The following is a 23,935-nucleotide window of genomic DNA, read 5'->3' as shown; positions in this document are numbered from 1 at the left end:
CCTAACGCGCAGACATCGCGAACTGGTCCCGCTCAGAGGCGCTTTTCGAAGAACAGGTCGGGATAGGGATCGTCGTTGAACCGGGGGATCTCGCGCCAGCCCGTCGTGCGGTAGAGTTGGCCGGCCTCGGGCAGGGCGCTGTTGGTGTCGAGCCGCAGCAGCGTGATGCCGAGCTCGCGTGCGGCACTCTCGATCGCATCCATCATCCGCCGGCCGAGCCGCAAGCCGCGCGCGGCGGGGGCGACCCACAGACGCTTGATCTCGGCATAGCCGTGATCGGTTCCCTTCAAGCCGACGCAGCCGATCGGCAGTGTGTCCGACATCGCGACGATGAAGCTGCCGCGCGGGCGGCGCATGTCCTTGGCATCAGGATCTCTCGAAAGAGAAACGTCAAAACCCTGGCTGAAGCGGCGGCCGAGCTCGGCATAGTACTCGCCGAGGCAGTAGCGCGCTTCGTCGCTTTGCGGATCCATCTCGTCCAGCGCGATCCGCTCGCGCGTCAGGGTGGAGGCGATCAAATCCATCGCCTCCAGCAGCGCCTCGCGTTGCGAATGCTGCGCGAGGAAGCCTTCGGCCTGCGCGTTCGACAGCGCCTCATAAGCCGCGAACTCGCGCCGGCCTGAACGCGTCAATGTCGCGACGCGCCGGCGCGCATCGTCCTGATGCGCTTCGGTCTCGATCAGCCCCTCGTCCTCCAGGCTGCGCAAGAGGCGGCTCATCAATCCGGAATCGAGACCGAGATAGTCGCGGATTTCGGCGACGTCCGAGCGTCCATGTCCGATCGCATTGAGCACGCGTGCCGCGCCGAGCGGCCGGCCGCGGCCCAGAAAGGAGGTGTCGAGCGCGCCGACCGCGGAAGTCACGGCGCGGTTGAAGCGGCGAACGCGAGAAATCTGGTCCAACATGATATCTGACTTTAGTCAGAGATCGTGTCAACGTCAATTCCGCCGGCTGTTCGCCTCTAGGATTCCGGCCGGATCAGCTTGATATCCTGGTCGGCGGCCCAACCGGCGACGTCCTCGCGTTTCAGCGCGGTTGCCATCAGATCCGGGAACTGGTCCGGCGTGCAGGCGAAGACGGGAATGCCGAGATTGGCGACCTTCGCCGACAGCACGGGATCGTAGGAGGGGTGACCGGTGTCGGTCAGCGCCAGCAGCACGATCACGTTGATCCCGCGCGTTGCCAGTCGCGCCAGCCGGTCGACCAGCTCGTTCGCGTTGCCGCCTTCGTAAAGGTCGGTGATCAGGATCAGATGCGCTTTCGCCGGCCGTTCGATGCGCTCCTCGCAATAGGCGACGGCGCGGTTGATGTCGGTGCCGCCGCCGAGCTGGACGCCGAACAGCACCTCGACGGGATCGGCAAGTTCTTCGGTCAGGTCGACGATGGCGGTGTCGAAACAGACGAGCTTGGTCGCGACCACCGGAAGCGACGCCATCACCGCCGCGAAGATTGAGGCATAGACCACCGAGGTTGCCATCGATCCCGACTGGTCGACGCACAGGATCACCTCGTCGAGATCGACGATACGACGCTGCTGGCGTAGGAAGCCGATGAGGCGTTCGGGCACCACGGTCCGGTGCTCGGCCTGGTAATGGCGCAGATTGGCCTTGATGGTGCGCGGCCAATCGATGTCGGCAAAGCGCGGGCGATTGGTACGAAGCGATCGGTTCAAGGCGCCGCGGACCGCGTCCGCGGTGCGCCGCTCGAGCCGCTCCATCAGCTCGGCCACCACCTTGGCGATCACGACACGGGCGGTGTCCTTGGTCTTCTCCGGCATCACGCCCCGCAGCGCGACCAGATCGGCGATCAGGCTCACATCCGCTTCGACGGTAGCAAGGAATTCAGGCTCGAGCAGCATCTGGCGCAGACCCTTGCGCTCGAAGGCATCTTTCTGGATCACCTGCACCACAGGGGCGGGGAAGAACTCCCTGATGTCGCCGAGCCATTTGGCGACGCGTGGTGCCGAGCCTCCGAGGCCGCCGCGCCCCTTTTTCGGCGCCTCGTCGCCGTCGCCGTAGAGCGCCGTCAGCGCTTCCGACATGCGGCGATCACTTGCGGACAGAGCAGGGCCGTTCTCGGCGCCCTCGGTGTCGACGCCGAGGGCCAGTGTCCAGCGGCGGCTGCGCTCATCGGCCTCGCTCATCGGGCAGCTCTCTGTGTGAGGAGTTCGAGCACGCGCGCCTGATGTGCGGGCCAGATCTCGTTTGCACCGGCGAGCAGCCGATACCCCCTGGCGGCATCGGCGCGGCGCGCGAACAGCGCGTCCATCAATCGCCTGCGCTCGCTACGGTCCAGCGCCGAGAACACGCGGCGGAACAGCGGCAGGCTCGCAGTGAAGGCCTCCTCGTCCAGCGTCATCAACCAGGCATCGACCGCGCCACGAAGCGTCGCGTCGTGGATCAGCCGCTGGCCGGCGCCTTCGAAAAAACCCTCGAAGAAGCCGGCGGCTTCCGCGACCGGCGTGCCGGGCGAGAGCATCCGCGTCAGCAGGTCCGCCGCGTGATCGGCGGTCAAAAGCTCGGCCTCGTAGAGCAGCCGCGCCGCCGTGCCGGCGATCAGCCGGGTGGCCTGGTTGTCGTTGAGCAGCGCGGCCAGCGCATCGCGCCAGCCGGCCACCACGCTTGTCTCGATCTGGGCGAGCTGGATCGCGGCGTCGGCGGCGAGCAGCGCGCCGCGCAGCCTGGTCGCCGCAGCCGTGTCCAGATTGCGCGCTGCATAGGGCAGAGCGAGCGCGGCCTGCACCACAATGCGCGGCATCAGCGCCGCCAGATGCTCGACCGTTCCGGCACGCGCCTCGCCGTAGCGCAGGATGTCGGCCATCGGCGGCAGCGCGTCCAGCAGCGATTGTCCGTCGCTCGTGAGCGCCGCCTTGGTCTCCAGTGCGGCGATGCCGAATTCAGTGGCGCGCGGCAGGTCGGCGATCATGGCGTTGCGCACCAGCTTTGCCAGCGGGCCAAGCTCGGCTTCCTTGCCCATCGCTTCGCTCAGTCGTCCGCCGGCGGCTTCCGCGATGGTCGAGCCGTAGAGCAGATTTTCCACGAGTGTGACCGCGAATTCGGGCTCCCAGCGCAACTGCCAGTTCTCGCGGAATGTACCGCGGCTGCGGCCTGCGTCCGTCAACCGTCCCCAGGGCACATCGAGCGCGTTCAGCCGGTGCAGCAGCGTCGAGCGCATCAAGCCGCTGTCGCTGCGCAGATCGAGCGTCAGCGGCCGCTCCAGCGCCTCCGGCTTCAGTCGCGTCGCCTTCTGCTGGCGCTGAAGATCTTCGAGCAGGGGCGCGAGCGGGGTTGCCGCCGGGATCGCGCCGACGCCGGCGCCGATCAGGAGCTCGGCGGAAATGTCGTCCCACATCGCGCGCTCGCCATTGCAGAGGCAGGCGATCGCCGCCTCGCGCAGCTCCGCGAAACCCGGTCCAGGGCGGCCGCGCAGCGCGGCGAGCGCAGTGCCCAGACGCTGTGCTTCGATGACCGAGGCGGTCGAGACGAAGTGGCCGCGATCGCGCAGCACGCGCGTCACCTTGGTGAGCCACTCGGCGGAGCGATCGCGCTCGCGTGTGTCCCAGACGTGAGCGCACCACCCCGGTGCCACCACGCCCGCGCCATAGCCGCTCTCGCGCGCCAGGCGCGGCGCGGTCCAGGGCGCCCAGGTCGCCTTGATCTTGGTTTTCGGCCGACCCTTCAGCAATTCGCGATCTGCAGCAAGGCTGCGGCGCTCGGCGAGCGCCGGCACGTGCCAGGCGCCGCAGACGACTGCGATGGCGCCGTCATGGTCCTTTGCGGCCTTCGCGATCTCGATGCGCATATGCGCCTCGCGCGCGGCCTCGCGGGCCGGCAGCGATTTCTCGTCCGCGCGCAGCGCCGTCATCGCGTCGGCGACGGCCGCGAAGATCGGTCCTGCCGCGGGATTTTCCTCGATGACGTCGGACCACCAGGACTCGCCGTCGTCATAGCCGGCGGCGCTCGCGAGCGCGCCGATCGGATCGCGGCTGACCGGGTCGGCCTCGGCCCTTGCCGCGATCTCCTCCGCGATGTCGCCGGCGGTCGCACCCAGCCGATCCGATGCCGGCAGATCGATGAACCGCAGGACCGCGCCGTGACGCACCGCCCAACGCGCGGCCTGGTATTCCGGCGAATAGTCGGCAAAGGGAAAGAAGCTGGCGTTAGCCGGATTGTCTTCGGCGTAGGTGAGCAGGGCCACCGGCGTCACCATGTCGGGATCGGCGAGCATCGGCAGCAGCTCGGAGGCATCCGCCGGGCCCTCGATCAGCACCGCCACCGGCCTCAGCGCATCGAGCGCTTCCACGAGCCGCCGTGCCGAGCCGGGGCCGTGATGCCGGATGCCGAAGAGGGAGACTTCGCCTGCCATCGCGCGCCGTGCCGTCAGATCAGATCGGTCAGCGAAGCGTAGTAGCCCTCGAACCCGCGCCGCTTTTTCAGCACGGTCTCGAGATATTCGCCGAGCACGGCGGTGTCCTGCACCGGATCCTTCACGACCGCGCCGATCATGTTGCTGGCGAGCGTTTCCGGCGTCAGCTTGCCGTCGTTGAAGAAGGTCGCCTGGCTGATCCCGCCGATCATCACCGCGATCGCCTCGGCCGTCGACAGTCCGCCCGAGGGCGATTTCAGCGCGACCTTGCCGTCCTCCGTCGAGCCCGAGCGCAGCTCGCGGAAGATCGAGACGACCCGTGCCACCTCGTCGGCGACGTTCTTCGGCGCCGGCAGATCGAGGTTATGCGCCATCTCGCCGACGCGCTTGACGATGATCGCGACTTCCTCCTCGGCGCTGTCGGGCAGGGGCAGCACGACGACGTTGAAGCGGCGCTTGAGCGCGGAGGACAGTTCGTTGACGCCCTTGTCGCGGTTGTTGGCGGTCGCGATGATGTTGAAGCCGCGCTGGGCATAGATGGCGGTGTTGAGCTCGGGGATCGGCATCATCTTTTCGGACAGCACGGTGATCAGCGTGTCCTGCACGTCGCTGCCCATTCGCGTCAGCTCCTCGAAACGACAGAGCTTGCCGCTCTCCATCGCACGCATCAGCGGGGTCGGCACCAGCGCCTCGCGGCTCGGCCCGTGCGCGAGCAATTGGGCATAGTTCCAGCCGTAACGGATCTGGTTCTCGTCGGTGCCCGCCGTGCACTGGATCACCAGCGTCGAATTGCCGGTGATGCCGGCGGCGAGATGCTCGGACACCCAGGACTTGGCCGTGCCGGGCACGCCCAGCAGCAACAGCGCGCGATCGGTCGCGAGCGTCGCAACGGCGGTCTCGATCAGCCGCTTGTCGCCGACATATTTCGGCGTGATCACGGTTCCGTCGGCCGCCTTGCCGCCCATGAGATAGGTCACGACCTGCCGCGGCGAGAGCGTCCAGCCTGGCGGCCGATGTCCGTCGCCCGCGGCCAGCGCCTTCAGCTCCGCGGCGTAGCTGTCCTCGGCCGGCAAGCGCAGTTTCTCGCTCATGGATTCGCTCCGTTGTCGTCCAACGCGGCGTTGAGCCGCAGCATGTCGAGACGCGGGTCGCCCTGCAGCAGGCCTGCGCCGGTCAGTCGTTGCAATGATCGTTGCGCGCCATCGCGCGAGGCGATCAGGCCCAGAGCGTGGAGCTCTGCGAATTGGTCGGAGGGCTTCGCATCGTCGCGCTGAAGCGCGGCAAGCAGCGTCTTGCCCGCTGGTGCGGAGAGCGGATCATCCAGGCGTGCCGCCGGACCTGCGACCTGTTGCGCCAGTTCAAAGCTGATGCCGTGACTGTGCAGCGCAGTTTCGGCATGCCTTGCGCGCTCGGCGGGGGAGAGCCGTGGCGCCAGCGCAGCAATGAGGCCGGTCGCGTCGCCTTGGCTGATGGCGTCCGCTGCCTGCGTGACATGCGCATCGGTCCCGCTCGAGACGATCACATTGATCAGGGCCATATCGGCGGCGTGGTCCACGTTCCAATCCCAAGCGGCGATCAGCTCCTGCGGCGCAAGACCGAGCGCGCCGGAAAAGGCGGCGAGATCGGCGCCCTCGAACAGTGCCTTGCGTCGTTGCCATTGCGCCGGCGTCTTGGGCGGTTCGGCCTGGACCACGCGCGAGCGGCGCAGCAGCCCCTTGGTTCTCACCGAGAAAAAGCCCGCAAGCTCGGCGATGTCCTCGCCGCTCGCAGGGCCGTGGCCGAGCCGCCCGAGCAGTGAGGTCGCAAGCGCCTTGACCTTGGGCGCACGATCGTTCGCTGCGATGCCTTCGAGGAAGGTGACGTCATCATCGGACAGCCGCTCCGACAGCAGCGACAGCAGGCGCAAACGCGTGTCCGCAGTCTCGCCGGCGAGCCTTGCCTCGAGCACCCCGCGTGCCGCGGACGGGTCGTCGCGCCTGAGGCCGGCCAGAGCCGCCTTGCGCGCGGCCGGCCAGAAGTCTTCCCAATTGTCGGCGGTGAGGCGGTCATTCGTCTGCCGCCGCGCGGCGCCGTCGGCCGCTGCGATCGCGGCCCAGTCGCGCCAGGTTGCGTAGACATCCGGCGCATCGTCGTCGGCGGCCGCGGGCATCCAGTCGGCGGGATGCATGGTCCAGCCGCGCGCTGCGAGAAAGTGCACGAGTTCGGTCCCGGACTGCGCCTGTTTCTTCGCCGCGAGGATTCGGCGCGCCAGCGGGCGCAGGGGCTCCGGCAGGGTCGGCAAGGTCAACGCGGGAACATCGGGCAGGACGCGCAGTGTCGCGCCCGGCTCCATCGTCACCGCGGCGCCGAGAAACTGGCCTGACAGAGCGAGCAGTCGCAACTCGGCCTCAGTGGGATCGTCGCCGAGCTCGGCGCGCCAGAAGGACGCCGCGGGCGCGGCCGCCGATCCCATCGTCCAGCGCGTCAGCACCGCGCCCATGGCATCAAGCATCGTCTCGGCCTCGATGACTTCAGTCATGACCGCCGATCCGTCCCCAAGGGGTCTGCGCGGCGAGGATCGCGAGCCGGTTGCCCGACCATATCGCAGCGGTACGCGTGAGGTCAGTGCCGCAAAGCAGGCTACTGACCTCCGAGGCGATCGGCAGTGTCGCCATGCCATCGGTCGATCGCCACCAATTATGTCCGGCATCGTCGCGCGCGATCCGGCCCTGCGGCAGCAGCAACGGAATCTCGATCGCCCACGGCTCGGCCAGCAGCGGGCGCGTCAACGCGTCGGATATTGTTGCATCCGCCAGGGGCCATTCCGAGGGCGGCAGCTCCCCCCCGGCATCGCGCCGGACGAGCAGAGCACGAAGCGGCTGTTGCGACGGATAGAACACGAGCTCGCCGTGAAAACGCTCGCCGGGCGTGAACACCGAGCCGCGCCGTCCGGCGCTCGCCGGGAAGAAGTCGAGCAGCATTGCGAAGCGCGGACCTGCGGCAGACAGATTGAGCAGCCAGGCCGTCTGCGACACAAGACCGTCGCGGCGCGTCTGCACCTGCTCGGCCAGCACCTCCCAGTGCGCATCGACCCGCGGCGCTCGCGGGTCGGCCAGCACCGTCTCGCGCGTTTCGGACGCAGCGACGGCGCGCCTCGTCTCGGCATCGCGCGGCGCGGCACGGAAGGCGCGCGCGAGCAGGACCAGCTTGCCGAGCTCGACGACGGCGCCGCGCGGCCGATCGCCTGCGGGCAATGCGAGGAGGCGGGACGGCAGCTCGTCGATTCGGCCGGCGAGCACCGCGGCCTTGCCGTCGACCAGCCGCGCCGCGATCCGCCGGCAGCGGGCTGTGGCATCGTCGATGAAGCCTGCCAATCCCATGCGGAGCTGATCGCCGATCCATTGCTCGAGCGCGTCCAGCGCATCGAGGATGGCGCGTTCGGTCTCCTCAGTGCGTTTTGCCGCCTGGGCCTCGCGTCGCGCGACATCCTTCGGGTCCTCGGCGACGTCAGGTCCGCCGGCGCGCGCGGCACGCAGATCCTTCTCGCCGCCTTGTGGCGCATTGTTTGCCGGTTTTGCCGCGGGCGTGCCGCGCCGGCGTCCCAGCCAATCGCTGACCCAGGCCGGCGTGTCGGCGGGCGGGAACGGCAGGACCTGTTCCGCATTCAGCCACAACAGGCCGAGCACGTGCTTGCAGGGGAATTTGCGCGACGGGCAGGTGCACTTGTTGCCGAGGTCGCGCAGGTCGGCCATGACGCGATAGGGATTGGCGCCGGAGCCCGCGCACTCACCCCAGATCAGCGCGCCGTCGCCACTTGCGCCGACGCCGGACCATTTGCCGGGCTTGGCAAGGCCGGCGGCGGCCTTGAGCGAGGATTGATCGGTGGCGAGTTGCTCGACCGCTTTCAGATCAATCGCCACGTCGCAGTCCCAAATCGAATCCAGGAGTGGCAGTATATCGAGGACGGATGAAAGCTCAATGTCGCCGCGAGCGATCCATGTGCTGCACGCGGTGATCGTCATGCCGATGGGCGTCCGGCGAGTCGAGCCCGAGTTCCTTGCGGATATTCCGCGTCAGCTTCGCCGCGATCAATGCATGGGCCTGCACCAGATAAGTTGAGAGCTCGGCGTCGGGCAGGGCGTTGTTGCTGGCGAGCTGCACCCATTTGGCGCGCGCCAGATACGGCGCGGGCCGCGCCAGGCCGTGCTCGATCAGCATGGCATAGGCCATGTTCGAGGTCTTGAACATGTAGCCGCCGGAGCGCGCGGCAAAGCCGCCGCCGAGCGCGAACATCTTGCCGCCGACCTTGAACACGGAGGTGCCCTCCCACTGCACCACCTTGGTGACGGCGGGCAGGCGCAGGCAACGGGTCTCGAAGGTCCTGGGTGTCATTGCAGGAGCGATAGCACGCCGCGCGCGGCTTGCAACGTGCGTGCTAACGAAAGAGGACCTCAGCCTGAAGGCGGTGTGACGCCGGCGTCGCTGGCCCGCCAGGCCTCGGGAACGACGAACACTTCGTCGGCGCGGCCGTAGCCGCCGTCCGGGACTTCCTCGATCAGCACCATCGTATGCGGTCGGGCCGCTTCGCCGAAATATTCGACGAACAGCGCGGTGAGCCGATGCACGATCTCCGTCTTCTGGGCCCGCGACAGCGCTGCTTGGGGAATCTTGATGTTGGCGAAAGGCATGATGATCTCTCCGGTTTGAATTCGTGTCGCGTCAGATCACGCCGCCATTGGCGCGGATGACCTGGCCGTTGACCCATCCGCTGTCGCTTGCGGCAAGGAAGGCGACGAGCCCTGCGATGTCGTCGGGCTGGCCGAGGCGGCCGAACGGGTTCATGGCGGCGATCGCGCGCACCTGCTGCTCGCTCTTGCCCTCGAGGAAGAGCCGGGTCTCGACCGGTCCGGGCGCGACGGCATTGACGGTGATGCGCCGGCCGCCGAGCTCCTTGGCGAGGACATGCGTCATGGCTTCGACCGCCGCCTTGGTCGCGGCGTAGACGCCATAACCGGGCTGATAGAGGCCGACGACGCTGGAGGAGAAGCTGACGATGCGGCCGCCGTGGCGCAACCGCCGCGCCGCTTCGCGCATCGAGCGGAAAACGCTGTCGAGGTTGACCGACATTTGCCGCGAGAATGCTTCGTCGGTCATTTCAGCGAGCGGCCCGAGCTCCATCACACCGGCATTGTTGACGAGGACATCGACGCCGCCGAAGGCGCGCTCGGCGGCATCGAACAGCCGGGCCGGCGTTGCCGGATCGGCAAGATCGGCCTGCACGGCGATGGCGCGTCCGCCCGCGGACTCGATCTCGGCCACGAGCGCATCGGCGGCACTGCGGCCGCTGGCGTAGTTGATCGCAACCGCAATTCCGTCCCGGACCAGCCGGCGGACGATCGCCGCGCCGATGCCGCGGGAGCCGCCCGTGACGATGGCGGCACGCTGATGTTGATGGGTCATGGCAGGTCTCCCTCGATGTCTTTCGACCCGAGACATAGCTGATCGCTTTGGCCGGATAATCAGCCCCGACTTGCCATCACTTGTCGGATATGGTGAACAATCGCCCATGGACCGATTTGACGCCATGCGCCTGTTCGTCCGCCTCGTCGAACGGCGGAGCTTTACGGCTGCGGCTGCGGACCTTGGCCTTCCACGCTCCACGGCGAGCGAAGTCTTGCGCGGCCTCGAAGCGCGCCTCGGCGCACGCCTGCTGGAACGTACGACGCGACATGTCACTCCAACGCTCGACGGCGAGGATTATTATCGCCGCTGCGTCGCCATCCTCACCGAGGTCGAGGACGCCGAAAGCGCGATGCGTGATGCGCGGCCGCGCGGTCTGCTTCGTATCGATGCGCATCCTTTGCTGACCCGCACCTTCATTCTGCCGCATCTGCCGGAATTCCTTGCCCGCTATCCGCAGCTCGAATTGCAGATCGGGCAGGGCGACCGGCTGGTCGATCTCGTTCGGGAGGGCGTCGATTGCGTGATCCGGTCGGGCGAGCCCGGCGACAGCGGCATGATCCAGCGCCGGCTCGGCACCATCGCCGAGATCACGGTGGCGAGCCCGGAATATCTTTCCCGCCACGGCGTGCCCACAACGCCTGATGCGCTCGACGGTCACCAGATGGTCGCGTTCGTCTCCTCGCGCACTGGCGATGTGCTGCCGCTGGAATTTTCCGTCGCCGGCGCGCTTCGCCACATCGTGCTGCCGAGCCGGGTGCGCGTCAACAATTCCGACACCATGGCCGATCTGGCGCGGCTTGGCTTCGGCTTGGCGCAGGCGCCTCGCTATCGGTTTGCGGAGGATCTCGCCAGCGGCGCGCTGGTCGAGGTGCTGGCCGACCATCCGCCATCGCCCACGCCGCTCTCGGCGATCTACCCGCAGAACCGCCAGCTCGCGCTGCGCCTGCGCATCTTCCTCGACTGGATCTCAGGCATCTTTGCCGAGGCGAGGCTTTCGTAGCCCTGACCGAGCGTAGCGCGGTCCGGGCTACGAGAGCTTGCATTGCCGCCAATCTATGACCGTCACCCTGCGGTGCCGGAGCGAAGCGGAGGCCTCGAAGGGCGACGGCCCGGCTGCATCTCGGCCCGTCCATCCTTCGAGGCTCCGCTTGCGATGCTTGGCATCGCAAGCTTCGCACCTGAGATGACGGAACAAACATTTGCGCCTCGATCGCGCCTCTTTGTGAGTTGTGACTCCGTTCGAGACCGCTACGATGCCTCCGCTCCCTCACCACAGGGACCAGCAGCAAGCGGAGGCGACATGAGCGGGCAGGAACGGAAAGTCAAAGGGTCGGACCTGTTTGTCGCGGCGCTGGAGAATGAGGGCGTCGATCGCATCTTCGGCGTCCCCGGCGAGGAGAATCTCGATGTGGTGGAATCGCTGCGCACGTCCAGGATCGAGCTGGTCCTGACGCGCCACGAGCAGGCCGCCGCCTTCATGGCCGCCACCCATGGGCGGCTGACCGGCAAGCCCGGTGTTTGCCTGTCGACGCTCGGCCCCGGTGCGCTCAACCTGTCGACCGGCGCGGCCTATGCGCATCTCGGCGCGATGCCGATGATCCTGATCACCGGCCAGAAGCCGATCATGAGCAGCCGGCAGGCGCGCTTCCAGATCGTGGATGTGGTCGCGACCATGAAACCGTTGACGAAGCTGTCGCGGCAGATCGTCAGCGCTTCCAGCATTCCGACCGTGGTGCGCGATGCGTTTCGCGTCGCGATGGAGGAGCGGCCCGGGCCGGTGCATCTCGAGCTGCCCGAAGACATCGCCGGCGACGAAGTGCCCGCCGTCCCCGTGATCCCAGTCCATCCGATCGAGATTCCCGTCGCCCATCGCGGCGCGCTCGACCGTGCGGCCGAGATGATCCTGGCCGCAAAGCATCCGCTGGTGATGATGGGCGCGGCGACCAGCCGGCCGCGATCGACCCACGGCATCGCGAGCTTCGTGCGGCGCACCGGCATTCCGTTCTTCACGACGCAAATGGGCAAGGGCACGGTGCCCGGCGGCACCAATCTCTACATGGGCACAGCCGCGCTGTCCGAGCGCGATTATGTCCACGATGCCATCGACGCCGCCGACCTGATCGTTGCCATCGGGCACGATCCGATCGAGAAGCCGCCCTTCATCATGGGCCCCTCGGGGCCGAAGGTCATTCACGTCAGCTACACCTCGGCCAGCGTCGAGCAGGTCTATTTCCCCGATGCCGAGGTGGTCGGCGACGTCGGTCCGAGCCTGGAGCTGCTCGCCGACCGGCTGGAAGGCAAACTGCCGCAGGCTGCGGCGCTGCTGCCGCTGCGGGAAGAAATCCTGGGGCACATCGCCGACCGCGCCACCGAGGCGCGCTGGCCGCCGACGCCGCAACGCATCGTGCACGACATCAGGCAGGTGATCCCGGAAAACGGCATCGTTGCGCTTGACAACGGCATGTACAAGATCTGGTTCGCGCGCAACTACCGCACCCGCGTCGCCAACACGCTGCTGCTCGACAATGCGCTGGCGACCATGGGCGCCGGCCTGCCCTCGGCGATGATGGCCGCGATGCTTTATCCCGACCGGCGTGTGCTCGCGGTCGCCGGCGACGGCGGCTTCATGATGAACAGCCAGGAGATGGAGACCGCTGTCCGCCTCAAGCTCAATCTGGTCGTGCTGGTGCTGGAGGACAACGCCTACGGCATGATCCGCTGGAAGCAGGCCGTCGATCATTTTGCCGATTACGGCATGACCTTTGGCAATCCGGACTTCGTCCAGTACGCGCAGGCCTATGGCGCGAAGGGCCATCGGATCGAGAGCATCGACGGTTTTGGTCCGACGCTCGATGCCGCGTTCAGGGAGGGCGGCGTGCACCTCGTCGTCATCCCGATCGACTATTCGGAGAACGTGCGGGTGCTCGTGGACGAGTTGCGGGCGCATGAGAAGGCGAAGGCTTGAAGACGACGCTCTCGTGCCCCGGCGTCTGGGATACAGAGCAACAACTTGTCACGGACTCCCCGATCGTCGAAACTGCCAGTCACCAACCAACCACAGGAATATGAAATGACCCGCGTTCGTTGTGTCACCGAGATGGGCATGGGCGTCGACGTCCACGGCAGGGACGCCACCAAGGCGGCGAAGCGCGCGGTGTCCGATGCCATCAGGCATTCGAGCCTCGGATTCTTCCGGATGATCGGCAAGACCGCGAACGACATGTTCGTGGACGTCACGATCGGCGTGCCGAATCCTGAAGCCGTCGACAAGGAAGCGGTTGCAAAGGAGCTGCCGTACGGCACGGTGACCGTGACCGCGGTCAAGGGCGGGCTGGAGATCCCCTCAGCCACGGAGGTCGCCAACGATCCCATCCTCATCGCCAATGCTGCCGTCATCGTCAGCTTCGACAAGGATTAGGCCGGTGTCCGACAGCGATGAGGCGTTGCTGGATCGTCCGATCTGGAGCGCGCTGACGACGAGCCAGAAGCATCTGGCCGAAGGTGGCCCGCGGGCGCTGCGCTATCCCATCGACATGACGCCGTTTGCCGACATGGTCGATATGTCCGCGGCGAGCTTTGCCGGGCTCCGCGATCTCTTGTCGGGCACGCAGGTCGCCGTGCTGTTCACGCCGGAGCCGGTCGATATGCCCGCCGGCTTCAAGGTCGTGCTGGCCGAGACCGGCGAGCAGATGATCGGCTCACCCGCCGACAGCCCGTTGCGCGATGCCGAGATCGTCACGCTGGGAGTGGCCGACGTGCCCGCGATGATGGTGTTGGTGGAGCGGACGAAGCCGGGTCCGTTCGCGCTGCGCACCCATGAGCTCGGGACGTTCCTCGGCATCCGCGCCGGCGGCGAGCTGGTCGCAATGACGGGCGAGCGGATGAAGCCGGGAAAGTTCGTCGAGATGACGGCCGTCTGCGTGCACCCGGACTATCGTGGGCGCGGCTATGCCCAGGCGCTGCTGGCGGCGGTCGCGCGGCGGATCGAGGCGCGCGGCGAAATCCCGTTCCTGCACGTGTTTTCCAACAACACCTCCGCGATCGCGCTGTATCAGCGGCAGGGCATGCGGATCCGGCGTCGGCTCTACGTGACGGCGTTTATGCGGGAAGGATAGGCGCTCCACGGGGCGCCCTTCATTTCCTGCGAATTTCCGCTATATCCAACCCAACCAAGATTGGGGAAACGCATGAACGCCAGAACGACCGATTTTTCCGCCGTACGGACGGCGATGCAGCGCTACGTCGATCAGGAGATCATTCCGGGCGCATCCTGGGCCGTGCTGCGCGGGCGGGAGGTGGTCGACCAGCAATGCGTCGGCTTTGCCGACCGCGAGGCGAACGCCGCGCTTCGGCCCGATCATATCTTCCGCGCGTTTTCCAACACCAAGATCTTCGTGACTTGCGCGATCATGCTGCTGGTCGAGGAAGGGCGCATCGGCCTCGATGACGCGATCGAGACACTCCTGCCGCAGCTCGGCAATCGCAAGGTGCTGAAGCAGGGCGCTGCGAGCCTTGCCGATGTCGAGCCGGCAAAGAGCCCGATCACGATCCGCCACCTCCTGACCCATACCGCGGGCCTCAGCTACGGCATCTTCGATCCCGGCACGGTGCTGTTCAAAGGCTACAACGAAGCGCGCGTGCTCAATCCGCTGACGCCACTCTCCGACATGATCGACAGCCTCGCCAATCTGCCGCTGTCCTATCATCCCGGCGAGGGCTGGGAATATTCTGTTGCCACCGACGTGCTCGGCCGCGTCGTGGAGGTTGTCTCGGGCAAATCCCTCGATGCCTTCCTCAAGGCGCGCATCTTCGATCCCCTCGGCATGACCGACACCGGCTTCTACGTTCCGGAAGCGCAGCAGGGCAGGCTGGTCGCCCTCTACAATGGCGCCGACGTGCTCGATCCCATGAAGCCGGGCCTGACCCGCGCCGACAATCTGCCGTTTCCGCAAGCCTATCGGCGGCCGTTCCCGCGGCTCTCGGGCGGCGGCGGTCTGGTCTCGACCTTGCCTGACATGCTCGCGCTGGTCCGCGCGCTGCTGCCGGGGTCGGACGCGCTGTTGAAGCCGGAGACGTTGCGGCAGATGATGACGAACCAGCTGCCGGCAGGTCAGACCATCCGCTTTGCCAATCTCGGCCCGATCCCCGGCAAGGGCTTTGGCCTCGGCGGCGCCGTCACCTTCGCGCCGACGCCGTTCGATCCCGAGAATTCGACCGGCGAATTCCAGTGGGGCGGTCTCGCCGGCACCCATTGGTGGATCTGCCCGAAGGCCAATACCGCAGGCGTGCTGATGGCCCAGCGCTACATGGGGTTCTGGAATCCGTTCTTCTTCGAATTCAAGCGCCTGGCCTATCAGGCCGCCGGAGGCTGACCTCCGGAAAAATTGTCGCCCGCCGCGAATCCTTTTTGGCGCGCGCGCCCTCTTGGTAGTCGAGGCAGTCAGCCTCGGCTCATCTCGGAGGACGCAATGGCATTTTACAGGAAGAACATCGGCGGCCTGCATCAGGCGGTGCGGATCGCCCTGGGCGTCGCGGTGGCGGTCGCGGCATTCATTTATCTGGCGGGTGCGACGGCGTGGCTGGTTGCGCTGGCCGGCGCCGGCTTCGCACTGACGGGGCTCGTCGGCTATTGCCCGATGTGCGCGATGGCCGGGATCGGGCGAGGGGGCGTGTCGTGAGCGCGGCTGCGATCTCGCCGAACCTGTTCGAGGCCGCTCGGCTCGGCGATCCCGATGCGATCGCGCGCCTGCTCGAGACGGCGCAGCCGGACATCCGCCGCTATGCCCGCGCGACCTGCCGCAGCTCGGCCGATGCCGAGGACGCGGCGCAGGAGGCGCTGTGGATCCTGTTCCGGCATGTCGGCACGATCCGCTCGCTGCTGGCGTTTTCGGCCTGGCTGTTCAGCGTGGTCCGCCGCGAATGTCTTCGATTGGCCCGCAAGGCGGGCCTCGTGCTCGCGGTCGATGAGAGCGAGGCGGAGGCGCTGCTGCTGTCGCGCCCCGAGGCCGATCTGCGACTCGACGTGGCTGCGGCGTTTGAGGCGCTGCCGCCGCATTATCGCGATGTTGCGCTGATGCGCGACGTCAAGGAAATGACGATCGACGACATTGCCGCCGCGCTCGGTGCGACCAGGCAGACCGTGAAGGCCCGCCTGCATCGCGCCCGCGCCCTGATGCGCGAATATCTGACGAGATGAGACATGAGCAATTATCAAAGCCCTGACGATCTGAAATCTGTTCCGGCCTTCGTGGCGCTGGCCCCGGTCGAGGCCAACGCGTTCCTGGCGTTCAACCATGCGGTCGAGCGCAAGGACGGATTGATCCCGCCGAAATACCGCGAGCTGATCTCGCTCGCGGTCGCCCTCACGACGCAATGCGCCTATTGCCTCGACGTGCATACAGCGCAGGCGGCGAGGGCCGGCGCCTCGCGGGAGGAGGTCGCGGAAGCTGCCCTGATCGCGGCGGCGGTCCGTGCCGGCGGCACGCTCGGCCATGCGCTGCTGGCGCAGCGTCTATTCGAGCGCCATCGCGACGAGGCGGAATAGATCTTGGGAGCGGGGGGCGGTGCCTCCCACTCCCTGTTTGTGTCAGTCCTTCCACGGATCGAACTCACCTTCACCGGCCATGGCGACGGCGAACGGCCGCAGCGTGTGCAGCACGCGCACGGTGCCGGCGTGCTGCGCCAGCACGTCCGGCAGGCGGCGATAGGCCATCGGGCTTTCGTCGAGGTCGGCGCCGATCAAGGTCACGCCGCGCTCGTTGAGCCACTGGCCCATCTGCTCGCGCGAGAAGCGCCGCTTCGCCTCCCGTCGTCCGAACAGGCGGCCGGCGCCATGCACGGTCGAATAGAGCGAGGCCTTGGCGTCCGGGCTGTCGACGCCTTCGAGGATGACGGCGTCGTCGCCCATCGAGCCGCCAACGAATCCCTTCTGGCCGGGAAACGCCGGCGTCGCGCCCTTGCGCACCACCCACAGATCGCGCCCGTCGTGGGTCTCACGCCAGGCGTAATTGTGGTGGTTGTGCACGCTCTCGGTCACGCAGCCGCCGATGATCTGGCGGACGCGCTCGACGACCCACTCGCGGCCCGCATAGGCATAACGCCCGGCGAGCTGCATCGCCGCAATGTAGCGGCGGCCGAGCTCTGAGTCCTCGTCGACCACGGCGGGCGGAACGTTCATGCCGTCCTTGCCGCCGGCGGCCTTGAGGTAGCGCGTCGCGGAAGTGTGCCCGAGACCGCGGCTTCCGAAGTGGACGCCGATCCAGACGAAGCCCTCCTCGTCGCGCATGAGGTCGACATAATGGTTGCCCGATCCGACCGTGCCGAGCTGGCTCACCGCTTTCTTGCGGTAGTCCTCCATGTCGCTCTCGCGCCAGGCATCGCCGTCGTCGAACAGGTCGTGCTCGGCCCGCTCGGCATTGGCCCGGCCGACGCCGAACGAGATCGTCTTGGCGACGTCGCGGATGATCGTGGGGACGCGGCCCGCGATGTCGTCGAAGCGCGTGTCGAGCTTTGCCGCCATGTTGCCGCAGCCGATGTCGAAGCCGACGCCGGAGATGCTGATCTGCTTCTCATAGGCGATGACCCCGCCGACCGGCTGGGCGTAACCGAGATGGCCGTCGGCGCAGATCACGCCGGACACGACGTTGCCGACCGCCATGCAGTTGCGCATCTGGGCGATCGTCGCGTCCTCGTGCGGGCCGAACACCTTCAGCGGCGCATTCTGGAAGCGGGCGTCCTGCATCCGGAACTCGGCGATCGAGCTCGCGGTCGCATTGGCCTCGCGGGCCAGATGTTCCTTGCGCGCGGCATCCTTGTACAGGCACCAGGCCGGCTGGCCGCGTCCTTCGCCGACGCGCGAGTCGGGATCGACACCGGCGGCGAGGCAGAGCTCGCGGGCGCGTTCCATGTAGGGATCGGGTCGTCGCATGGTCATAGGTCCTTGTCATTCCGCGCGCACTATAGAAGGTGCGGGCAAATCATTTCAGAGAATTTGCCGACACCGGGCGCAGCATCCTGCGTCCGGGGTCGTTGTCGTCGCGCATCAGTGCAACGCCGTCTCCGACGCTGCGATCCACGCGACCACGGCCTCGGAGAAGCCGTTGACGCGCGTCCAGGCGCCGTGACCGACACCGTGCTGATACGAGGCCACGTTCACGATGGTGCCGCGCGCCTTGGGCTCCGGCACCCGGTCGTGACTCTGCTCGTCGGTGAAGACGATGAGGCGATCGCCCTTGCGGTCGATCTCCGTCACGGCCTTGCCGAGATAGGTCCCGCCGTGGGACTGCGAGTTGATGATCGCGTCCCGCAGCGCGAAGCCGCGGCGGGGCGGGACCTTCACGACATCATTGCTGAAGGTGAAGATCTCGACCTCGTCGCAGATCTCGCGGGCGAGGATCGCAAGACCGCACGCCGCCTCCGCGCGCGTCATTTCCGACTGCGCGGAGAGGGTCGCGAACATCGAGCCCGACACGTCGATCAGGAGCCGCGTCCGGCCGGGCAGCCGCACATGGTCCTTGACCGACTTGAGCATCGCAGCCTCGAGCTCGGGCTCGAAGTCCGGCGCATAGCGCGCCGCCGTGATGAAGCGATAGGGAAGGATACGATCCGTCCGCATCGCCTCGATCGCGCCTGCGATGGTCTCGCGCGGGACCTGCGCCGTCTGCATCAGCCGCAGATTGCGCAGCAGCGCCAGGCCGCCGAGCTTTCGCTCGTCGATCAGCCGCTCGAAGGTCTCGCGCTTGCTCTTGCCGGCCGAGAGCGAGACCTCCCAGGTGTCGGGGGAGGCGAGCTCGCCGTCGACGAGCTGCTTCCAGACCTTTGCCTGCTCGGCGTCCTTCGGCTTGGCGTGCACCAGGAACAGCACGTCCCTGATCCGCACCGCGCCGTCGCGGTCCCACTTGGCGAGCTGGTAGGCGTCGAACTTGGTCAGCGCGCGGGCAAGACCCTTCTTGACCTGTGCGGAGACCGGCTGACGCTTGCGCTGCTGCATCGGCCCCAGCGCATCCGCCCAGTAGATCGCGAGCAGCTCCGTCATCTCGTCGGGCCGCTGGATCACCTGAGCGAGCGTGTCGGCCACGAGAGCACGGTGCTTTTCGCTGCGCGCCATCTCGCGGATGACGAGCAGCGGCGCATGCCGCAGCTTCATCACCTCGCGCGCCTCGATCGCGAGCTGGGCGACGCGCGCAGGCGCGACCTTGGGCACCAGGGTCTTGATGCGGTCGGCGATCGCGACGCCGTCCTCGTAGAACTGGTCCTCCCACAGGAGGCAGTTCATCAGCGCGCGCTTCAGCTCCATCTCGGGCGTGAAGCGGATTGCGCGTGCGCCCTCCCGCGTGAAGGCGCGAACGATCTTGTTGAGCCTGACCATGACGGCCTCCTCTTGGGTTGATGGGGACATGGAAGCGGGTGCCGGGGAACAAGCGAGGCTGTCCTGCCCGCGAGGGGCTCCACATGCTCTACCGCTGAGCTACGGACTTTCGTCCGGAAGGAGTCGAACCTTCGACAGTGTGATTCACGAAATAACAGCGCCCTTCACCACCGGCGGTGGTTGAGAGGACACGATCCGGGAACGGGCGATGCTGTGACCCGGCAAGCGTGAGCTTGCCGGAAAGCGCTCTATCCTCTGAGCTACCGGTGCATGGAACACCGGGCGGGATTCGAACCCGCGACCTCTCGCGTGGCAGGCGAAGTAACAGACATCTTCACCACGGATCGTGATGGGGTTGGCGGGGAACGATCGATGCTGTTGCTGCCCTTCCGGGCGAACCGCCTTTCGGCGTGCAGGGCTCGAACCTGCTCGGCGCTTTCGCGCCTTTACCACGAAGTAACAGGCATCTTCACCACCGCCAGGCCGATGCTGTCGCATCGGTCGTTGATGGGTACGCTGGGGAACGGGCGATATCGGCTTTCAGTGACGACAACACAGTCGCCGTCCTTACGGACGGATCCTGCGCCGGGCCGCGTGCGAACCTTTTCCGAGGCCGCATCCCGGTGCGTGCGTCAAAGGCGGGAGGCATGCCCGCTGTGCCGTGTGGAAGAAGTATCCGACATCTTCACCACCAGCGTCGTTTGAGCCGCGATGACAGCGGCAAACCAATCTTAAGAAAATTCTATCGCGGCGCTGTCGACGCGCCGCATGTTGCGAACCCTACGGGTTCGCTCTGCCATCGGTGTCCGGCTCATCGCCTCGTTCCCTCCGGCAGGCCCCGCGCGCTTGGGCACGCGCGTTCTCAGCGCTAGCCCCGAGATCCGGGTCTCTCGTTCCGGCGATTGCCGGGATGTTCGATCGGGCCGCGCGGCGGGCAACAAAAAACCCTCCGGAGCGGCAGGCTCGGGAGGGTCCAGAAGTGGACTGTCGATCTTGCGGTCAGGCAAGTTCGCTCCCATGAGCCGGGCATGCGAGGTCGAACAGCTTTGGGCTATTCGGCATGCGGACAATTCTTTCGTAGCGGTTCAGCATCGCTCGGTTCATGGTGTCTGTCGCAAACGGAAGTGCTTGCGAGGGCGCGGGACATACGCCCGCAACTTGCGGATGTCAAGCGACGCGCGCGGTGAAATTGAAAATGACGGACGCATGACGTGCCGAACTATCTCGGCCTCGACGGATTTCGCTTCGGCTGGGTCGCAGCCTGGATCGACGAGCGCGGCGATCATGGCTTCGATTATTCGCCGGGCCTGACGCGCCTGCTCGCGCTGCCGCATGCGCGTGCGATGATCGACATGCCGATCGGATTGAATCCGAGCGGCTATCGCGCTTGCGATCTGCGCGCCCGCGAACTGATTGGTTCAGCGGTGTTTCTCGGTGCGCGCCGCGACCTCTGGACATTCCCCGACATGGCCGCGGCCAATCGCCACTATTGGACGCACGAGGGCAAGGGCAGAGGCGTGTCGGCGCAGCTCTGGAATATCCGGGACAAGATCAGGGAGGTCGACGACATCATGACGCCGGCGCGGCAGGCAACGATCGGCGAAGCGCATCCGGAATTGATCTTCTGGAATCTGGCGGGGCGAGTGCGGCTTGAACCGAAGACCTCGCCGCGGGGCCGCCAGCAGCGCAATGCGCTGCTGGAAGACCGCGGCTTCACCAAGATCGAGAGATGGCTGACGCTTCGTCACAGCACCGGCATCGGCCGTGACGATCTCATCGACGCCTGTGGCTGTGCGGTCGCAGCGCGCGACAGCACGCAGCGTGTCGGCGGCGAGGAGATCGATCCGCGCGGACTGCGGATGGAGATCAACTATTGAATCGCTCAATTCTGCCGATCGCCTGCACCGGCAAGATGGCCATGACCGCGATGGTCCGGCTTCGAGTACTCATCCCCGTCGTCCAGTCTTGCCGCTCTCGCTTCATACGCCTCGGCCATCGCGCGCAGCCGTCCTGCGGCTTCGCGGTGGGCGAGATCGTCCGCGACGCGGCGACAGCGTTGGGCGTGGTCGAGCAAGGCGCGCTTTTCGATGTTCATCCCGTTACAACGCGCCAAGTGCTCGATGGTCTCTGAATTAAGGTTCTGGCGGGGTCGGGAAAAACCGGCAAAATATTCATGCAAGTTGGGAACACGGCCCCGTGAGCGGGCGTTTAGGCAAAAGGAGTTGAGGGACAAAGGCTATGTACGACGTCTGTCAATGGGCGACCGCGACGCTCGCGGTTGTCTTCACGGCCGCGCTGCTGATCACCGGTCAATGGTTCATCCAGTACCGATTGCAGCACGAAACCATCACCCCGGTCGTCAAGATCGCAACGCTGACGCCTCCAGCCGCCTCAAGGCCCTTGTGGTCCAACGTCCTTCCACGCAATCTTTCTGACTGATTGTCCAGTCGATGTGTCGGCCTTGCGTCGTTCGCCGGCCCGCCTAGATTAGGCGGCATCTCACGAACGCAGCCGGAGTGCCGATGTCTGATCTGTCCGCCTTTCCCATCACCAAGCGCTGGCCGGCCAAGCATCCCGAGCTGCTCCAGCTCTATTCCCTGCCGACGCCGAACGGCGTGAAGGTCTCGATCATGCTGGAGGAGACCGGACTTCCCTACGAAGTCCATCTCGTCGATTTCGGCAAGGACGACCAGAAGACGGCCGAATTCCTCTCGCTCAATCCGAACGGCAAGATCCCGGCGATCCTGGACCCCAACGGTCCCGGCGGCAGGCCGCTGCCGCTGTTCGAGTCAGGAGCAATCCTGCAATACCTCGCGGAGAAAACCGGCAAGCTGCTGCCGCAGGACGCGGCGCGCCGCTACCAGACGCTTCAATGGCTGCATTTCCAGATGGGCGGCGTCGGGCCGATGTTCGGCCAGGTCGGCTTCTTCCACAAATTCGCCGGCAAGGACTTTGAGGACAAGCGGCCGCGCGACCGCTACGTCGCCGAAGCCAGGCGCCTGCTCGGCGTCATGGACACGCATCTTTCCGGCCGGCAATGGTTCATGGATGACGACTACACCATCGCCGACATCTCGATGCTCGGCTGGGTGCGCAATCTCATCGGCTTCTACGGCGCCGGCGATCTCGTCGAATTCACCCAGTTCAAATCGGTCGGAGCCTGGCTCGAGCGTGGCCTTGCGCGTCCGGCGGTGCAGCACGGGCTGAACATTCCGCAGCGGCCGTAAGGCTAGCTCAGCGCCTTGTAAGTCATGTAGAGCGCCATCAGCGAGACGAGGGCGATCATGGCCTGGCGGAGCGCCGATCGGCTGACGCCGTTGGCCATGCGTGCGCCGAGGTCGGTCCCACCCCAGAGGCCGGCGAGAATGCCGATGATGGCCGGCCAGCCGACCATCAGCCCCTTGCTCCAGTAGATCCAGGCTGCCGGGAGGTTGGTCGGGATCACCGAGAAGACGAGGCTGACGAGCTGCGCCTGATGCTGTGGCACGCGAAATCCGGCGGCGAGGCCGACGGTGATCGCAAGACCGCCGCCGATGCCCATGAAGCCGGAGGAAAAGCCCGCAAGCGTGCCGATCAGGAGCAGGGGCAGCCAGTGAAGGTGATCGCGCTCGCCGGCTTCAAGGTGGCTGTCCTTGCGGTCGCGGCGCAGGATCAACAGGGCGACCAGCGCGACGAGATACACGACATAGGTCCATTGCAGGACGGAATCGGAGACCGCGGTCGCGGCATAACCGCCGCCGGCGCCACCGATCAGAAACCCGAGGCCGATCCAGACGATCCACCGCAAGGGGCTGCGATTGCCGCTCTGCCAATAACGGCGGATGCCGGCAAGACCGGTCGGCGGAAGTTGGGTGATCAGCGAGGTGCCCTGGGCGACGTGTTGCTCGGCCCCGAGCAGCAGCACGGAGAAGATCACGAGGCCGCCGCCCGGGCTCGTCCCCGTGAAGCCCGATGCCAGCCCGGCGACCAGACCGACACCACCACCGGCGAGGATGTCGTGAAGCCAGGACATCGCTTACGTCCGGGCTCGCCGCCTGACGTCAGGCTTCGTCGTGCACAGGCCGTCGATCACGCCGGCCACGGCCGCCATGCAGGCTTCGACGTCAAATGCATCGCCCCAAGATTTTTGCAGCACAAACCCCTGGAAGATTGCGATCAGGACGCGCGCGATCGCGTCGGCGCCGAGGTCGCGCCGGATGAGACCGTCATGCTGGCCGCGCTCGACCAGCGCCACGATCAGCGCGCGCGGCATGTCGATGCCTTCGACGACGCTGCTGCGGACGCGGCGGTTGCGCAGGGCTTCGGCCCAGCCGTGGATGCCGACGCGGCGGCGGGCTTCGCCGGCAGGATCGGCCAGCCATTGCGCGTAGACGCGGATCAGCGCGTGAAGTCCTTCGATCGGGTCGCCGGATCCCTGCGCGACCGAATTGAGCACGGCTTCACGGCGATGCCGGTCGTCGGCAAGCGCCTCGATCAGATCGTCCTTGCTCTGGAAGTAGAGATAGACCGCGCCATGGCTCAATCCGGACCGCTTCACGATGTCGGCCATGCCGGTCTGGTGAAAACCGTTGTCCGAGAAGCAGGCGAGGGCCGCTTCGAGAATCTGCTGCCGCCGGCTTTCGCGTTGCTTGTCGCTGATCTTGGGCATTCAGCCGCCTCAAATAACTGACAGGTTGATCGTTTTCCAAAGGATTGCGCTTTAGCGCAAAGTCGGCCGGACTAAATAAAAAACGATCAGTCAGTCATTTTAATCTTGAAAGC

At 66.5% G+C, this 23,935-nt stretch carries 25 protein-coding genes; 11 read left to right on the top strand and 14 right to left on the bottom strand.

Annotated elements, in window-relative coordinates; genetic code table 11:
* Positions 1–32 precede the first annotated feature (32 nt).
* Genes XH83_RS20135 through XH83_RS20095 form a run of 9 tightly spaced genes read right to left on the bottom strand, consistent with a single transcriptional unit; the run spans position 33 to position 9,804 of the window.
* Complete coding sequence (locus tag XH83_RS20135) at positions 33–905, bottom strand: bifunctional helix-turn-helix transcriptional regulator/GNAT family N-acetyltransferase (protein ID WP_194402533.1); 873 nt, start codon at positions 903–905, stop codon at positions 33–35.
* 56 nt (positions 906–961) lie between these two features.
* Positions 962–2,143 (bottom strand): VWA domain-containing protein, encoded by a 1,182-nt coding sequence (locus XH83_RS20130; protein ID WP_194402532.1) that lies wholly within the window; start codon positions 2,141–2,143, stop codon positions 962–964.
* Positions 2,140–4,365 carry a DUF5682 family protein gene (locus XH83_RS20125; protein ID WP_194402531.1) on the bottom strand — a complete coding sequence of 742 codons (2,226 nt, stop codon included), beginning with the start codon at positions 4,363–4,365 and terminating at the stop codon, positions 2,140–2,142. The genes XH83_RS20130 and XH83_RS20125 overlap by 4 nt, the downstream gene beginning before the upstream one ends.
* Before the next feature lie 14 nt (positions 4,366–4,379).
* The gene (locus XH83_RS20120; protein WP_194402530.1) at positions 4,380–5,456 is read right to left on the bottom strand and encodes an AAA family ATPase; all 1,077 of its coding nucleotides are present in this window, start codon (positions 5,454–5,456) and stop codon (positions 4,380–4,382) included.
* Positions 5,453–6,883, bottom strand: a complete 1,431-nt coding sequence (locus XH83_RS20115) for a DUF5691 domain-containing protein (protein WP_194402529.1) — start codon at positions 6,881–6,883, stop codon at positions 5,453–5,455. The genes XH83_RS20120 and XH83_RS20115 overlap by 4 nt, the downstream gene beginning before the upstream one ends.
* Complete coding sequence (locus tag XH83_RS20110) at positions 6,876–8,264, bottom strand: SWIM zinc finger family protein (RefSeq protein WP_194402528.1); 1,389 nt, start codon at positions 8,262–8,264, stop codon at positions 6,876–6,878. Before XH83_RS20110 ends, XH83_RS20115 begins: the two co-directional genes overlap by 8 nt.
* 55 nt (positions 8,265–8,319) lie before the next feature.
* A complete protein-coding gene (locus XH83_RS20105; RefSeq protein ID WP_194402527.1) occupies positions 8,320–8,736 on the bottom strand; it encodes an MmcQ/YjbR family DNA-binding protein in 417 nt (138 codons plus the stop codon).
* Positions 8,737–8,795: 59 nt separating this feature from the next.
* The gene (locus tag XH83_RS20100) at positions 8,796–9,032 is read right to left on the bottom strand and encodes a 4-oxalocrotonate tautomerase family protein (protein ID WP_194402526.1); all 237 of its coding nucleotides are present in this window, start codon (positions 9,030–9,032) and stop codon (positions 8,796–8,798) included.
* Positions 9,033–9,063: 31 nt separating this feature from the next.
* Positions 9,064–9,804, bottom strand: coding sequence for an SDR family oxidoreductase (locus tag XH83_RS20095; RefSeq protein WP_194402525.1), 741 nt, complete (start codon positions 9,802–9,804; stop codon positions 9,064–9,066).
* A 106-nt stretch (positions 9,805–9,910) separates the two neighbouring features.
* Between XH83_RS20095 and XH83_RS20090 the strand changes: the two genes are divergently transcribed.
* The 8 genes from XH83_RS20090 (at position 9,911) to XH83_RS20055 (ending at position 16,351) form a co-directional block, all read left to right on the top strand.
* Complete coding sequence (locus tag XH83_RS20090) at positions 9,911–10,807, top strand: LysR family transcriptional regulator (RefSeq protein ID WP_194402524.1); 897 nt, start codon at positions 9,911–9,913, stop codon at positions 10,805–10,807.
* Positions 10,808–11,107: 300 nt separating this feature from the next.
* Positions 11,108–12,772 (top strand): acetolactate synthase large subunit, encoded by a 1,665-nt coding sequence (locus XH83_RS20085; RefSeq protein ID WP_194402523.1) that lies wholly within the window; start codon positions 11,108–11,110, stop codon positions 12,770–12,772.
* Positions 12,773–12,877: 105 nt separating this feature from the next.
* On the top strand, positions 12,878–13,225 hold the full coding sequence (locus XH83_RS20080; protein WP_018646107.1) for a Lin0512 family protein: 348 nt from the start codon (positions 12,878–12,880) through the stop codon (positions 13,223–13,225).
* A 4-nt stretch (positions 13,226–13,229) separates the two neighbouring features.
* Entirely contained in the window at positions 13,230–13,922 is a 693-nt protein-coding gene (locus tag XH83_RS20075) for a GNAT family N-acetyltransferase (protein ID WP_194402522.1), read from the top strand.
* Between the two features lie 72 nt (positions 13,923–13,994).
* Positions 13,995–15,179, top strand: a complete 1,185-nt coding sequence (locus XH83_RS20070; RefSeq protein WP_194402521.1) for a serine hydrolase — start codon at positions 13,995–13,997, stop codon at positions 15,177–15,179.
* A 96-nt stretch (positions 15,180–15,275) separates the two neighbouring features.
* On the top strand, positions 15,276–15,485 hold the full coding sequence (locus XH83_RS20065; protein ID WP_194402520.1) for a DUF2892 domain-containing protein: 210 nt from the start codon (positions 15,276–15,278) through the stop codon (positions 15,483–15,485).
* Positions 15,482–16,003 carry an RNA polymerase sigma factor gene (locus XH83_RS20060; protein WP_194402519.1) on the top strand — a complete coding sequence of 174 codons (522 nt, stop codon included), beginning with the start codon at positions 15,482–15,484 and terminating at the stop codon, positions 16,001–16,003. Before XH83_RS20065 ends, XH83_RS20060 begins: the two co-directional genes overlap by 4 nt.
* A 3-nt stretch (positions 16,004–16,006) precedes the next feature.
* Positions 16,007–16,351: a carboxymuconolactone decarboxylase family protein gene (locus XH83_RS20055; RefSeq protein WP_194402518.1), complete on the top strand. Its 345-nt coding sequence runs from the start codon at positions 16,007–16,009 to the stop codon at positions 16,349–16,351.
* Positions 16,352–16,393: 42 nt separating this feature from the next.
* Here XH83_RS20055 and XH83_RS20050 read toward each other — a convergent pair whose 3' ends face one another.
* Positions 16,394–17,734: an RtcB family protein gene (locus XH83_RS20050; RefSeq protein WP_194402517.1), complete on the bottom strand. Its 1,341-nt coding sequence runs from the start codon at positions 17,732–17,734 to the stop codon at positions 16,394–16,396.
* Positions 17,735–17,848: 114 nt separating this feature from the next.
* On the bottom strand, positions 17,849–19,174 hold the full coding sequence (locus tag XH83_RS20045; RefSeq protein ID WP_194402516.1) for a TROVE domain-containing protein: 1,326 nt from the start codon (positions 19,172–19,174) through the stop codon (positions 17,849–17,851).
* Positions 19,175–20,385: 1,211 nt separating this feature from the next.
* On the opposite strand from XH83_RS20045, the gene XH83_RS20040 reads away from it, so the two are divergent.
* The gene (locus tag XH83_RS20040) at positions 20,386–21,051 is read left to right on the top strand and encodes a DUF429 domain-containing protein (RefSeq protein WP_194402515.1); all 666 of its coding nucleotides are present in this window, start codon (positions 20,386–20,388) and stop codon (positions 21,049–21,051) included.
* Positions 21,052–21,056: 5 nt separating this feature from the next.
* Here the strand turns inward: XH83_RS20040 and XH83_RS20035 are convergent, their stop codons facing one another.
* A complete protein-coding gene (locus tag XH83_RS20035) occupies positions 21,057–21,353 on the bottom strand; it encodes a hypothetical protein (RefSeq protein ID WP_210346973.1) in 297 nt (98 codons plus the stop codon).
* A 59-nt stretch (positions 21,354–21,412) separates the two neighbouring features.
* Between XH83_RS20035 and XH83_RS20030 the strand changes: the two genes are divergently transcribed.
* Positions 21,413–21,613 (top strand): hypothetical protein, encoded by a 201-nt coding sequence (locus XH83_RS20030; RefSeq protein ID WP_194408505.1) that lies wholly within the window; start codon positions 21,413–21,415, stop codon positions 21,611–21,613.
* A gap of 83 nt (positions 21,614–21,696) precedes the next feature.
* The gene (locus XH83_RS20025) at positions 21,697–22,401 is read left to right on the top strand and encodes a glutathione S-transferase family protein (RefSeq protein ID WP_194402513.1); all 705 of its coding nucleotides are present in this window, start codon (positions 21,697–21,699) and stop codon (positions 22,399–22,401) included.
* A 2-nt stretch (positions 22,402–22,403) separates the two neighbouring features.
* Here XH83_RS20025 and XH83_RS20020 read toward each other — a convergent pair whose 3' ends face one another.
* Both XH83_RS20020 and XH83_RS20015 read right to left on the bottom strand, forming a co-directional pair.
* On the bottom strand, positions 22,404–23,186 hold the full coding sequence (locus tag XH83_RS20020) for a sulfite exporter TauE/SafE family protein (protein ID WP_194402512.1): 783 nt from the start codon (positions 23,184–23,186) through the stop codon (positions 22,404–22,406).
* A 3-nt stretch (positions 23,187–23,189) separates the two neighbouring features.
* On the bottom strand, positions 23,190–23,822 hold the full coding sequence (locus XH83_RS20015; RefSeq protein ID WP_194402511.1) for a TetR/AcrR family transcriptional regulator: 633 nt from the start codon (positions 23,820–23,822) through the stop codon (positions 23,190–23,192).
* Positions 23,823–23,935: the final 113 nt, after the last annotated feature.

The sequence above is a fragment of the Bradyrhizobium sp. CCBAU 53351 genome (genome assembly GCF_015291745.1).
Taxonomy (GTDB): Bacteria; Pseudomonadota; Alphaproteobacteria; order Rhizobiales; family Xanthobacteraceae; genus Bradyrhizobium.
The sequence above is the reverse complement of the archived record's forward strand: the minus strand, read 5'-3'. Positions and strand labels throughout refer to the sequence as shown.

Coding starts and splice junctions, on each gene's coding strand:
- XH83_RS20135 (WP_194402533.1), bottom strand. CDS start 905: ATGTTGGACCAGATTTCTCGCGTTCGCCGCTTCAACCGCGCCGTGACT.
- XH83_RS20130 (WP_194402532.1), bottom strand. CDS start 2,143: ATGAGCGAGGCCGATGAGCGCAGCCGCCGCTGGACACTGGCCCTCGGC.
- XH83_RS20125 (WP_194402531.1), bottom strand. CDS start 4,365: ATGGCAGGCGAAGTCTCCCTCTTCGGCATCCGGCATCACGGCCCCGGC.
- XH83_RS20120 (WP_194402530.1), bottom strand. CDS start 5,456: ATGAGCGAGAAACTGCGCTTGCCGGCCGAGGACAGCTACGCCGCGGAG.
- XH83_RS20115 (WP_194402529.1), bottom strand. CDS start 6,883: ATGACTGAAGTCATCGAGGCCGAGACGATGCTTGATGCCATGGGCGCG.
- XH83_RS20105 (WP_194402527.1), bottom strand. CDS start 8,736: ATGACACCCAGGACCTTCGAGACCCGTTGCCTGCGCCTGCCCGCCGTC.
- XH83_RS20100 (WP_194402526.1), bottom strand. CDS start 9,032: ATGCCTTTCGCCAACATCAAGATTCCCCAAGCAGCGCTGTCGCGGGCC.
- XH83_RS20095 (WP_194402525.1), bottom strand. CDS start 9,804: ATGACCCATCAACATCAGCGTGCCGCCATCGTCACGGGCGGCTCCCGC.
- XH83_RS20090 (WP_194402524.1), top strand. CDS start 9,911: ATGGACCGATTTGACGCCATGCGCCTGTTCGTCCGCCTCGTCGAACGG.
- XH83_RS20085 (WP_194402523.1), top strand. CDS start 11,108: ATGAGCGGGCAGGAACGGAAAGTCAAAGGGTCGGACCTGTTTGTCGCG.
- XH83_RS20080 (WP_018646107.1), top strand. CDS start 12,878: ATGACCCGCGTTCGTTGTGTCACCGAGATGGGCATGGGCGTCGACGTC.
- XH83_RS20070 (WP_194402521.1), top strand. CDS start 13,995: ATGAACGCCAGAACGACCGATTTTTCCGCCGTACGGACGGCGATGCAG.
- XH83_RS20065 (WP_194402520.1), top strand. CDS start 15,276: ATGGCATTTTACAGGAAGAACATCGGCGGCCTGCATCAGGCGGTGCGG.
- XH83_RS20055 (WP_194402518.1), top strand. CDS start 16,007: ATGAGCAATTATCAAAGCCCTGACGATCTGAAATCTGTTCCGGCCTTC.
- XH83_RS20050 (WP_194402517.1), bottom strand. CDS start 17,734: ATGCGACGACCCGATCCCTACATGGAACGCGCCCGCGAGCTCTGCCTC.
- XH83_RS20045 (WP_194402516.1), bottom strand. CDS start 19,174: ATGGTCAGGCTCAACAAGATCGTTCGCGCCTTCACGCGGGAGGGCGCA.
- XH83_RS20030 (WP_194408505.1), top strand. CDS start 21,413: ATGTACGACGTCTGTCAATGGGCGACCGCGACGCTCGCGGTTGTCTTC.
- XH83_RS20025 (WP_194402513.1), top strand. CDS start 21,697: ATGTCTGATCTGTCCGCCTTTCCCATCACCAAGCGCTGGCCGGCCAAG.
- XH83_RS20020 (WP_194402512.1), bottom strand. CDS start 23,186: ATGTCCTGGCTTCACGACATCCTCGCCGGTGGTGGTGTCGGTCTGGTC.
- XH83_RS20015 (WP_194402511.1), bottom strand. CDS start 23,822: ATGCCCAAGATCAGCGACAAGCAACGCGAAAGCCGGCGGCAGCAGATT.